General features: G+C 73.9%; 9 protein-coding genes. 2 read left to right on the top strand and 7 right to left on the bottom strand.

The genetic code is table 11. From position 1 onward, the window contains the following. Window positions 1-63: 63 nt before the first annotated feature. Complete coding sequence (locus WML84_RS08485) at window positions 64-1,872, top strand: ABC-F family ATP-binding cassette domain-containing protein (RefSeq protein WP_347345710.1); 1,809 nt, start codon at window positions 64-66, stop codon at window positions 1,870-1,872. Window positions 1,873-1,934: 62 nt separating this feature from the next. Here WML84_RS08485 and WML84_RS08480 read toward each other — a convergent pair whose 3' ends face one another. Continuing rightward, window positions 1,935-3,254, bottom strand: a complete 1,320-nt coding sequence (locus WML84_RS08480) for a threonine/serine exporter family protein (protein WP_347345709.1) — start codon at window positions 3,252-3,254, stop codon at window positions 1,935-1,937. Window positions 3,255-3,442: 188 nt separating this feature from the next. Then, window positions 3,443-5,179 carry an FAD-dependent oxidoreductase gene (locus tag WML84_RS08475; RefSeq protein ID WP_347345708.1) on the bottom strand — a complete coding sequence of 579 codons (1,737 nt, stop codon included), beginning with the start codon at window positions 5,177-5,179 and terminating at the stop codon, window positions 3,443-3,445. Between the two features lie 78 nt (window positions 5,180-5,257). Between WML84_RS08475 and WML84_RS08470 the strand changes: the two genes are divergently transcribed. After that, window positions 5,258-6,208 (top strand): LysR substrate-binding domain-containing protein, encoded by a 951-nt coding sequence (locus WML84_RS08470; protein ID WP_347345707.1) that lies wholly within the window; start codon window positions 5,258-5,260, stop codon window positions 6,206-6,208. Between the two features lie 11 nt (window positions 6,209-6,219). Here the strand turns inward: WML84_RS08470 and WML84_RS08465 are convergent, their stop codons facing one another. Genes WML84_RS08465 through mvaD form a run of 5 tightly spaced genes read right to left on the bottom strand, consistent with a single transcriptional unit; the run spans window position 6,220 to window position 11,559 of the window. Next, window positions 6,220-7,380, bottom strand: coding sequence for a hydroxymethylglutaryl-CoA synthase (locus WML84_RS08465; RefSeq protein WP_347345706.1), 1,161 nt, complete (start codon window positions 7,378-7,380; stop codon window positions 6,220-6,222). Beyond that, window positions 7,377-8,423 (bottom strand): hydroxymethylglutaryl-CoA reductase, encoded by a 1,047-nt coding sequence (locus tag WML84_RS08460; protein WP_347345705.1) that lies wholly within the window; start codon window positions 8,421-8,423, stop codon window positions 7,377-7,379. Before WML84_RS08460 ends, WML84_RS08465 begins: the two co-directional genes overlap by 4 nt. Further along, window positions 8,413-9,495 carry a type 2 isopentenyl-diphosphate Delta-isomerase gene (gene fni / locus WML84_RS08455; RefSeq protein WP_347345704.1) on the bottom strand — a complete coding sequence of 361 codons (1,083 nt, stop codon included), beginning with the start codon at window positions 9,493-9,495 and terminating at the stop codon, window positions 8,413-8,415. The genes WML84_RS08460 and fni overlap by 11 nt, the downstream gene beginning before the upstream one ends. After that, window positions 9,485-10,594 (bottom strand): phosphomevalonate kinase, encoded by a 1,110-nt coding sequence (locus tag WML84_RS08450; RefSeq protein ID WP_347345703.1) that lies wholly within the window; start codon window positions 10,592-10,594, stop codon window positions 9,485-9,487. Before WML84_RS08450 ends, fni begins: the two co-directional genes overlap by 11 nt. Further along, a complete protein-coding gene (gene mvaD / locus WML84_RS08445; protein ID WP_347345702.1) occupies window positions 10,591-11,559 on the bottom strand; it encodes a diphosphomevalonate decarboxylase in 969 nt (322 codons plus the stop codon). The genes WML84_RS08450 and mvaD overlap by 4 nt, the downstream gene beginning before the upstream one ends. Window positions 11,560-11,729 lie beyond the last annotated feature (170 nt).

Genomic DNA, 11,729 nt, shown 5'->3' with positions numbered 1-11,729 from the left:
CGCCGATCGCGCTCGGGTGCGGGATCGTCGCACGCGCCGGTCGTCGCCTACGCTGGAGCGGACATGGCGCATCTTCTGGGGGCCGAGACCCTCCATCTCGAGTACCCGACCAAGGTCGTGTTCGACTCCGTCTCGCTGGGCGTGAACGAGGGCGACCGCATCGGCATCGTCGGCCGCAACGGCGACGGCAAGTCGAGTCTGCTCGCGATGCTCGCGGGCCGGGTCGAGCCCGATGCCGGCCGGGTCACGGTCCGCGGCGGCGTCCGCATCGGGGTGCTCGACCAGGGCGACACCCTCGACGACGCCGACACGGTCGGCCACGCCGTCGTCGGCGAGACGCCGGAGCACGTGTGGGCCGGCGACGCGCGCGTGCGCGACGTGATCGCGGGCCTCCTCGGCGACGTGTCGTGGGATGCCGCGATCGGCACCCTCTCGGGCGGGCAGCGCCGTCGCGTGGCCCTCGCGCGCCTGCTCGCCGGCGACCACGACGTGCTCGCCCTCGACGAGCCGACGAACCACCTCGACGTCGAGGCGATCACGTGGCTCGCGCAGCATCTGAAGCGGCGCTGGGCGCCGACCGCGGGCGGGCTGCTGGTCGTGACGCACGACCGATGGCTGCTCGACGAGGTCTGCACGCGCACGTGGGAGGTGCACGACCGCATCGTCGAGCCGTTCGAGGGCGGCTATGCGGCGTACATCCTGCAGCGCGTCGAGCGCGACCGCCAGGCGGCGGCGATCGAGCAGCGCCGGCAGAACCTCGCGCGCAAGGAGCTCGCGTGGCTGCGCCGCGGCGCGCCCGCGCGCACGTCGAAGCCGAGGTTCCGCATCGAGGCGGCGAACGCGCTCATCGAGGACGTGCCCGAGATCCGCGACAAGACCGAGCTGCAGTCGCTCGCCGTCTCGCGGCTCGGCAAGGACGTCGTCGACCTCCTCGACGCGTCGGTCGCCTACGACGGACGCGAGGTGCTGCACCGGGTGGAGTGGCGGATCGCACCGGGGGAGCGCACCGGCATCCTGGGTGTCAACGGCGCGGGGAAGTCGACGCTGCTGGGTCTCGTCGACGGCTCGGTCGCGCCGACCGCGGGGCGCGTCAAGCGCGGCAAGACCGTGCAGGTCGCGACGCTGACGCAGCGCCTCGACGAGCTGGAGGAGCACCTCGACGACCCGGTGCGCGTCGTGGTCGCGCGGCTGCGGACGACGTACGTGTTCGGCAGCGGGTCGAAGGCGCAGGAGCTGACCCCCGGTCAGCTGCTGGAGCGGCTCGGGTTCGCGAGCGCGCAGCTCTCCACGCCGGTGAAGGACCTCTCCGGCGGCCAGAGGCGCCGCCTGCAGCTGCTCCTGATCCTCCTCGACCAGCCCAACGTGCTGATCCTCGACGAGCCCACGAACGACCTCGACACCGACATGCTCGCAGCGCTGGAAGACCTCCTGGACTCGTGGCCGGGGACGCTCCTGGTCGTGAGCCACGACCGCTACTTCCTGGAGCGGGTGACGGATCAGCAGTACGCGATCCTGGACGGGCGTCTGCGGCACCTGCCCGGCGGGGTGGACGAGTACCTGAAGCTGCGCGCGCACCAGCAGCGGGATGCCACGGCCGCGGCCTCGACGTCCGCGCCGGGCTCCGCGTCAGCCCCGTCTGCGACGGCATCCCTCTCCGGCGCCGACCGTCGCGCCGCGCAGAAGGAGGTCTCGTCGATCGACCGCCGCCTGGAGCGGCTGCAGAAGGACCTCGACGCGCTCGACGCCCAGTTCGTCGACGCGCACGACGACTTCGCGCGCATCCTGGATCTGCAGGCGAAGCGCGATGCCGTGACCGACGAGGTCGCCGCCCTCGAAGAGCGCTGGCTGGAGCTGTCGGATCTGATCGACTGAGCAGGAGGTCCGTTCGCGCGGACCCGCGCATCCGGTCACTCGCTCCGCGGTGGCTCTGCTGCTCAGTCGTGAGCCGGCCGGCGAGCAGCGACCCGACCCGGGTCGTGTCGGGAGTCCTTGCGCCGGAGACGCACGCGCCGCAGCGCGGCCGAGGCCGCGCGCGCGAACGCCGACCCGAAGATCAGCCCGACCATGATCGCCGCGATCGCCGTGAGCACCTCGCCGCCGGTCTGCACGGCCTGCTCGGGCGACAGCTCGACCTGACTGACGGTGAGGAGTCCCAGGCTCCCCGGCACCAGCACCCAGAACGACGGCAGGAACACGACGAGACGTGACAGGCGCGGACGCAGCACGGCGACGACCCGCGACCCGACGACGGCCGCGGTCGCGCCGAGGAACGTGCCGACGCCGGTGCCGGGAGCCCAGAGCTGCCCGAGGATCTGGGCGGCGACGGTCGTCGCGAGCACGAGCAGGATCCACGGCAGCATCCGGATGTCGACGGCCTCGTTGAGCACGATCCCGCCGCCGATCAGGACCACGCCGAGGAGGGGCGCGACGAGTCCGAGCTGGTCGATCCGGGCGTTGACGAGCAGGGCGGGATCGGGATGCACGAGCTGGACGGCGATGAGGATCCCGGATGCCGCCATCGCCAGCTGCATGACGGCGAACGCGAGGCGGGCCGTGCCGGCGACCATCTGGCTCGCGATGAGCTCGGAGATGCCGGTGAACAGCAGGCCGCCGGGCAGGAGGATCGCGATGGCCGGGAACACGGTGCGGAGAGCCCCGCCGTCGATCCAACCCGCCTGCGCCGCGAGGAGGACCACGGTGCACACCGCGAAGGCCGCGATCGCGGGAAGGAGCGATGCCGTCGTGCGACTGTGCCGCGAGACGCGGATGAGGCCGACGACGAGGAGCGCCGCGGCGCCCGCGACGGCCAGGTTCGCCCAGCCGGGCTGCATGAGCAGCGTGATGCCCATCGCGACGACGACCCAGCTGAGGTCGCGGATCCACGGCGGCACGCGGGAGGGCGCCGTGCGCAGACCCTCGAGCCGCGCTCGGACCTCGCGCCACGGCAGCTCGTCGGCGAGCAGCTGGTGCCGCGCGAGGGTGACGTCGGCCACCTGTTCGAGCCGCAGCGGCGGCCCGACGCGCTCGACGGCCGCGGCCGCGCCGCGCGCGAGCGCGACGGTGACGCTCGTCGGAGTGGCGACGACCTGCGGGTCGGCCGCTCCGAAGCGGATCGCCACGCGCTGGACGTCCTCCTCGACCTCGTCGACCGGCAGACCGCACGCGACGAGCGACGACGCGATGCCGGTCAGCAGCGCGCGCAGCTCGGTCTCGGTGGGCGGGACGGCGCCGGCGGAGCCGTCGGGACCGCTCACGCGGCCGCGCCCGGGAGGAGCCGTGTGAGCGGCCTGGCCCTGTCCATCGTCTGCCGTCCTCTCCCGGTCGCTGATCCTCGGATCGATGACCGCGCGGAGACCGCGGAGCGTGGTCGCCTCGCCGGTCGATCGGGTTCACCATATCGACCTCCGGCCGGCACCAGGTGCCGGCGCGGCCTGCGTCGCGGCTACTCCACGAGCTTGCCCTCGACCGAGGAGTCGATCGCCGCGTGGGCGAGGTCGCGGAACGAGTCCGGAGCGTCCGCGACGGGCTCGAACACGACGCCGCCGTCGGGCGTCCACACGAAGCTGCCGCGCAGGGCGTCGTCCTGCGCGGGGAAGTCCGAGCGGTTGTGGCAGCCGCGCGTCTCGCGCCGCTCGATCGCGCACTCGAGCGTCGCACGGGCGGCCAGGAGCGACCCGTACAGGTCGAACGCGTGCGCCAGGTCGTCGAAGCCGGCGATGTCGGGGTGCACGCCCAGGTCGGCCGCGCGCTCCTCGAGCTCGGCGAGCTTGTCGAGCCCCGCCCGCAGTCCCGCCTCGCTGCGCACGACGCCGGCGTGCTCGGTCATGAGGTCGCGCAGGGCCCGCTGCAGCAGGCGCGGCGTCTCGGTGCCCTTGCCCTCCAGCAGGTGCTGCATCTCGGCCCGTGCCTCGGCGATCGCCTCGGGCGAGCGCGTCACGTGTGAGAGGCTCGACGCGTACTCCGCGGCCTCGGCCCCCGTGATGCGGCCGTAGACGAGCAGCTCGATGAGCGAGTTGCCGCCGAGCCGGTTCGCGCCGTGCAGGCCGCTGGACGCCTCGCCGATCGCGTAGAGTCCGTCGACGCCGGTGCCGTGGTCGTCGGCGCGCACCCACACGCCGCCCATCGAGTAGTGCGCGGTGGGCGCGATCTCGATGGGCTGCGTCGTGATGTCGAGCATCTGCAGGTCGATGAGCGTGCGGTAGACGCGGGGGAGCTTCGCGAAGATCGTCTCGCGCGGCAGGTGCGAGACGTCGAGGTACACGCCGCCGTTCGCGGTGCCGCGACCCTCGGCGATCTCGGTGTAGCTCGCGAGCGCCACGCGGTCGCGCGTCGACAGCTCCATGCGCTCGGGGTCGTAGCGCTCCATGAAGCGCTCCCCGAGGGCGTTGCGGAGGATGCCGCCCTCACCGCGGGCCGCCTCCGACACGAGCGTGCCGGCGGCGTCGGCCGGCTCCAGGATGCCGGAGGGATGGAACTGCACGAGCTCGGCGTCACGGATGCGACCGCCGACGAGAGCCGCGAGGCGGAACGAGTCGCCGGTGTTCTCGTCGCGACGCGACGACGTGTTGCGCCAGATGCGGTTGTGTCCGCCGGCGGCGAGGATCACGGCATCCGCGTGGATGATCACGGGCGTGCCGTCGACGACGTCGAAGCCGTAGGCGCCGAAGATGCGCCCGCCCTTGGCGAGGAGCCGCGTGATGTAGATCGTGTCGACGATGGGGACCTCGAGCTCGCGGGCGCGGCGCAGGAGGGTGCGCTGGATCTCCAGGCCGGTGTAGTCGCCCGCGTACGCCGTGCGACGGTATCTGTGGGCGCCGAAGAAGCGCTGGCTGATGCGCCCGTCGGCCTCGCGGGCGAAGGGCATGCCCCAGCGCTCGAGGTCCTCGATGCCGCGCGCGGCGTTGCGCGTGACCGTCTCGACGATGGCGGGGTCGGCCAGGAAGTACGACTCGCGCAGCGTGTCGGCCGCGTGCTGCTGCCAGCTGTCCTCGGGGTCCATCGTGGCGAGGGCGGCGTTGATGCCGCCGGCGGCGAGGGTCGTGTGGGCGTCGTGCTTGCGACGCTTGCCGACGGCGAGCACCTGGACGCCCCGCTCGGCGAGCTCGATCGCGGCGCGCAGGCCCGCGCCGCCGGTGCCGATCACGAGGACGGAGGTCGAGAGCAGTCGTTCGATGTGCATGCCATCCACGGTAGGAAGCCGTTCACGATTACTCCAATGAATACTTTGCAGCGTGACGATGCGGATATGCTATGAAACGTGAATCTGGAGCAGCTCCGCGGCGTCGTCGAGATCGCCGAGACCGGCCACTTCACGCGAGCGGCCGAGCGTCTGCACATCGCACAGCCGACGCTGAGCCGGCAGATCTCGACGCTCGAGACCGAGCTCGGCGCTCCGCTGTTCCACCGCATCCGCGGCAACGTCGTGCTCACGCAGGCGGGCGAGCGGCTGCTTCCGCTCGCGCGGCGCATGCTCGCCGACGCCGACACGGCGCGCACCGAGCTGGCCGAGCTCGCCGGGCTCCGCCGCGGCCGGATCCGCCTCGGCGCGACGCCGACGCTGTGCACGAGCCTCGTCGCCGACGTGCTCGCCGAGTTCCACGCGCAGTACCCGGGCATCGACATCGAGATCCTCGAGCGCGGGTCGCGGACGCTCATCGACGCCCTCATGGAGGGCGCGCTCGATCTCGCGCTCATCGTCACGAGCGTCTCGTCGGGCGAGGCGCGCGCCGTGCTCGACCTCGAGCCGATCCTCAGCGAGCGCCTCGTGGTGGTGTCGGCGGCGTCGGCCGACGACCCGTTCCCGCGCGCCGCGGACGGTGCGCCGGTGGAGCTGCACGAGCTGGCCCGCACGCCCCAGGTGGTCTTCCCGGAGAGCTACGACCTGCGCGTCGCGATGGACGCCGCGTTCCGCGCGGCCGACCTCACGCCGCTCGTCGTCGTCGAGGGGGCCGAGATGGATGCCGCGCTGCGCTTCGCCGAGCGGGGCATCGGTGTGGCCGTCGTGCCCGCGATGGTCGCCGCGCTCCACCCGGCGCTGCGCGCAGCGCCCCTGGCCGACGCGGCGCTCGCGCGCACCGTGAGCATCGCCCGGAGGTCGGACATGGTGCCCGCGCGCGCGAGCGCCGCGCTGCAGACGCTCATCCGCGGTGTGGCCGACCGGCTCACGGCGCCCGGAGGCCCGGCATCCGTCGTCACGCGCGTGGGATGACGAGCACGCCGTCAGGCGCGGCGGTACTGGCGCGCGCGCCCGGCGATGCCGGTGAAGTGGAAGGGACCCGCCGACTCCTGCGCGACCTCGGCGTCGTCGTGGCTGCCGAGGCTCGCGGCCGCGGCGTGCAGCTCGCGGTAGCGAGCGACGTCGACGGGGGTGCGCGCGGCGAGCAGCGCCTCGGTCTCGGCGCCGCGCGTGTGCGCGCGGTAGCCCTCCGCCACGACGAGCGTGAACAGCTCGCTCACGCTCCCGGACCCGTAGCTGAACATGCCGACGCGGCGGCCGGCGAGGTCGTCGTCGGTGTCGAGCAGGGCCGCGAGCGCCAGGTACAGCGACGCGGTGTACGAGTTGCCGATGCGACGGTTGTAGCCGGTCGACGCGGCCATCGACTCGGCGCCCAGGTCGACGCCGACATGCTCGCCGAGCCGCCGGTGGGCCTTCACGGCCATCTTCGTGAACGGCTGGTGGTGGCAGAACCGGTCGATCGCGTCGATCGCGACGCCGCCGCGCGCGCGGTAGTCGTCCCACGCGCCGATCATCCCGTCGAGGTAGGCGCCGATCGAGAGCTTGCCGTCGACGACCGCGGTGGCGCTGTCGTTCGGGCGCCAGAAGTCGTCGACGTCGGCCGTGAAGACGCCGGCCGCGGCCTCGACCTCGGCGATCGCGGGGTCGGCGGCGACGAGCATCGCGACGGCACCCGCGCCCTGCGTCGCCTCGGCGGCGGAGTCGAGGTCGTACCGGGCGATGTCGCTCGCGATGACGAGCACGCGGTCCTCCGGTCGCCGCGCGACCATGTCGGCCGCCGCCTGCAGCGCCGCAGTGGCCGAATAGCACGCCTGCTTCAGCTCGACGACGCGGCACGACGCCGGAAGGCCGAGCAGCCGGTGCACGAACACGCCCGCCGCCTTCGACTGGTCGATGCCCGACTCGGTCGCGAAGAAGAGGGTGCGGATGCCGTCGGCGCCGTGCCGCGCGAGGATCGGGGCGGCCGCGGCCGCGGCCATCGTCACGACGTCCTCGTCGGGGCCGGGCACGCTCATCTGCTCCTGCCCGAGCCCGACGCGGTACTTCGCCGGGTCGATCCCGGCGGCGGTCGCGAGGTCGCCGAGGTCGAGGACGTGCGCCGCGGTCGCGACGGCGAGGTCGTGGATGCCGACGCGCGCGCTCATCGTCCGGCCGCCGTCCGGCGCTCGAGCAGCAGGTGCGAGGTCATGAGCTCTCCTTGGTTGGTCTGGGCCGCCAGCAGCGACAGCTCGCCGCACAGCACGGTCGCGGCGATGAGGGCGGCGAGCCGTCGCGCGTTCGCGCCCGGCTCGGTCTCGGCGCGGCATCCGAGCTGTTCGAGCACGGCGTCGACGAACGGCAGGTCCTTGCCGTTGCCGACGGTGCCGACGATGAGGTTCGGGAGCGTGCACGAGAAGTAGAGGTCGCCGTCGCCGCGCACCTCGGCGTAGCTGATGCCCTGCGAGCCCTCGACGATGTTCGCGGCATCCTGCCCCGTCGCGAGATAGAACGCGAGCAGCATGTTGGCGTAGTGCGCGTTCGCCGAGCGCAGGGCGCCCGCGATCGTGGAGCCGACGAGGTTCTTGCGGACGTTGAGGTCGACGATGCGCGCGGCGGTCGAGCGCAGCTGGTCGTGCACGAGGTGCTCGGGCACGAGGATCTCGGCGACGACGTTGCGGCCGCGGCCGAGGATGCCGTTGACCGCGGTGGCCTTCTTGTCGGAGCAGTAGTTGCCCGAGATCGAGCCGTAGTCGAGCTCCGGATGCCACGCCAGCACGAGCTCCATGAGCGCCTCGGCGGCCAGGGTCGCCATGTTGTGGCCGGAGGCGTCGCCCGTGGTGAGGGCGAAGCGGACGAACAGCAGGTTGCCGACGATCTCGGTGTGCACGTCGATGAGGCGCGCGTGGCGGCTGCGGGCCGACACCGTCGCGGCGAGCTCGTCGAACCGCGCGGCGATCGCGCGGGCGGCGGCCGCGGCATCCGCCGCCGTCTGCGCGATGAACAGCGACGAGCGCGTCATCCGCTCGTCGACGACGGTGACGCGGATGCCGTCGTCGACGAGGCGCGACAGCCGGGCGCCGCGGCCGACCGACGGCCACAGCGGCGTCTCGTAGGTGGCCAGCGGCACCTTCTGCTCGCCGGTCACGTCGCCGCTGAGGCGGAGGGGACCGACCCAGCGGGTCGGGACGGGGGTCACGTCAGCGGCCACGGGAACTCCTGCTCTCTGGGGTCTCGGAGCGGCGCGACAGCGCGCCGAGGTCGATGCCGCGCAGCCGGCCGTACTCGGCCGTCGCGCCGCGGACGACGAGGTCGGTGTCGGCGAGGTCTCCGGGCGATGCCGCGCCGAGGAGCGCCAGCAGCGCGCGGGCCTGGGCGGTCCACGAGCGGACGAGGGCGACGAGGCCCTCGGCGCCGTCGTCGAGGACGACCTGCAGGAACGCCCCCGACACGCCCACGGCCCGCGCACCGAGCGCGAGGGCGCGGACGACGTCGAGGGGCGTGCGCACGCCGCCGGACGCCAGCAGCACCGGCGCGTCGGCGGGCGCGTCGAGCAGGCACTCGACCGTCGACTGACCCCATCCGGCGAGGAACGCGTACTCGCCCGCGGCGCGGCGCGCGTTCTCGACGCGCGCGAAGTCGGTGCCGCCCGAGCCCGAGACGTCGGCGTACGCGACGCCGAGGTCGCGCAGGCGCGACAGGGTGCGCGGGCTGAGCCCGAAGCCGACCTCCTTGACGACCACGGGCACCTCGGCGGCCTCGACGATGGCCTCGAGCGAGCGCGGCCACGACGAGAACGCGCGGCTGCCCTCGGGCATGACCGTCTCCTGCACGGCGTTCAGGTGCACCTGCAGCGCGTCGGCCTCGAGCAGGGCGACGGCGCGGCGGGCGTCGTCGGGGGAGCGCTCGACGCCGACGTTCGCGAACACGAAGCCGTCGGGGTTCTCGTCGCGGATGACGCGGAAGGTGGGCGCGAGGGCCGGGTCGTCGAGCGCCGCGCTCACCGACCCCGACGCGATCGCGAGCCCGGTCTCGCGCGCGGCGATCGCGAGGTCGCGGTTGATGAGCCCGGTCGCGGTGCTGCCGCCCGTCATGGCGTTGAGGTAGAACGGGAGCGCCCAGCGGGCGCCGGCGACCTCGACGCCGAGGTCGACCCGGTCGGCGTCGATGCCGGCGAGCGCGTGATGGACGAACCCGACGTCGTCGAAGCCGTTGCTGCGCGGGCCGCCGGCCCGCTGCTCGGCGACGAGGCGCACGTGGTCGTCCTTGCGGTCAGCGGACATCGACGGCTCCCTCCGAGGGATGCACCGAGATCGTGAGGTGGCGGATGTCGTGGGCCTCCCAGGTGCGCAGGAGGCCCGCGACGTCGGCGTCGCGCGGGGCGAGCACGATGCCGCAGTCGCCGCCGCCGGCGCCCGACGGCTTGCCGGCCGCGCCCGCGGACTCGGCGCTGTCGCACAGCGCGGCGAGCCGCTCGGTCTCGATCGCGACGCCCGCCTGGCGGCCGAGGCGCAGGAGGAGCCGGCGGCCGCGGCGGATCGCGGCCATCGTGCTCGCGTCGTCGCCCGCGCGGAGCGCCTGCCACAGCTCCGACACGTACGCGCGGGAGTCGAGCAGGAACGCGGGGAGGTCGACGTCGCCGGAGCGCGCGTGACGGGCGATCTCGTCGACGAGCCGCTCGGTCGACGCGGGCGACCCGGTCCAGCCGACGAGCAGGCGCAGTCCGTCCGGCGGCGGGAGGCGCACGATCTCCAGTCCCTCCCACGCGTCGTCCGAGCGGATCAGCGCGGCGATCGGGCTCGTCGCCGACCGCGCGCGCAGCCGTTCGCGGTCGGGCGAGCGGTAGCCGATCCAGCCGCCGAACGTGCTCGCGGCCACGTCGCCGCCCGACGCGGCGGGCGACACCGCGATCGTCGCGAGGAGGGCGAGCTTGAACAGCTCGACGCGGTCGAGCCCGAAGCCGTAGAACTCGTCGATCGCGCGGACGGTGGCGACGGTGACGGCGGCCGACGAGCCGAGGCCGAACTTGCGGCCGGTGACGTCGTCGAGCCCGCTGTCGATGCGCAGGTCGAAGAACCTCGGCGCGAGCCCCAGCTCGGCGCGCAGGCGCTCGGCGACCTGGATCGTCGCCAGCACGTAGTCGTACGGGTGGTGCTCGCGATCGATCAGCACGCCGTCGCCGCTACGGGTCCAGGTGAGCGGGATCTGGCCGTACTCCGGCGAGTGGATGCTGCCGGCATCCGTGCTCTCGGTCAACCGCGTGGTCAGGTAGCGGTCGACGGCGACGAGCACGGCCGGCTCGCCGGGCGTGACGACGGCGTACTCGCCGGCGACGAAGAGCTTGCCCGGCGCGCGGGCGACGATGGGTCGGGATGCCGTCACGCCACGGCCCCCGGCTCGATGCGCAGTCCCGGCCCCGGGTGGGCGACGACGATCTCGGCGAGGTCGGCGAGGGCGTCCCGGACCTCGGCGGCGTCCGCGGGACGGCAGACCACGACGACGTTCGGGCCCGCGTCCGCGGTCGCGTACGCCCCGACGCCGCGGGCGCGGAGCGCCTCGACGCGGTCGAGCACGGCGAGGCTCGTCGGCGCGAGGTAGCGGATGGGCGGGTCGCAGGACTGGATCAGCGCGTGCATGCGCAGCGCATTGGTCTCGGCGATGCGGCCGAGGCGGTCGACGTCGCCGTCGCGGCACGCGGCGAGCGCCGACCGCAGGCTCTCGTCGGTCGAGGTCACCCACGCCGGGTAGAAGGGGGAGGTGAGCACGGTGCGCCGCATCGCGGCACGGCTCGAGACGGGCTTCTCGCCGGCATCCACGATCGCGATGACCATCGCGAGCGCGGGAGCGTCGACGGACTCGGCGAACGACTCCTCGTCGGTGTCGCCGGCGTGCCACACCGCGAAGCCGGGGATCACCGAGCGCGACGCCGATCCCGAGCCGCGCCGGGCGAGCCGCGTGAGGGCGCGCTCATCGAGGTCGAGACCGTAGGCCGCCGAGGCGGCGCCGGCGAGCGCCGCGAAGCCCGCGGCCGACGACGCGAGGCCCGCAGCCTCGGGCACGGTGCCGGCGGAGGTCACGCGCGCGCGGGTCTCGACGCCGGCCAGCGCGCGCACGACGTCGAGGAAGCGCGTGACGCGGTCGAGCGGGATGCCGGTGGCCGCGCGGCCGTCGAGCGTGAACGCGTCGCCGTCGAGCGCCGGGTCGAGGGCGACCGTCGTGCGGGTCGGGAACACGTCGAGCGTCATCGACAGGCTGCCGGTGGCGGGCAGGTTCAGGTCGGCGTCGCGCTTGCCCCAGTACTTCACGAGGGCGATGTTCGGATGCGCGACGGCGGTGGCGACGGTCATGCGGTGCCCTCCCGGCTCTGGATGCCCTCCGGGCTCGACCCGGCCGTGGCGCGGGATGCCGGGGGCTCCGCGGTCGTGACCCACGCGGCGGTCGCGCCGGAGCGGCGGAGCCGCGCGGCGAGCTCGGCAGCGGCATCGGCGTCGGTCGCGAGCGCGACGGCGCAGCCGCC

It is taken from the genome of Microbacterium sp. (genome assembly GCF_039812165.1).
Classification (GTDB): Bacteria; Actinomycetota; Actinomycetes; order Actinomycetales; family Microbacteriaceae; genus Microbacterium.
This window is presented reverse-complemented; position numbering and strand designations above follow the sequence as displayed.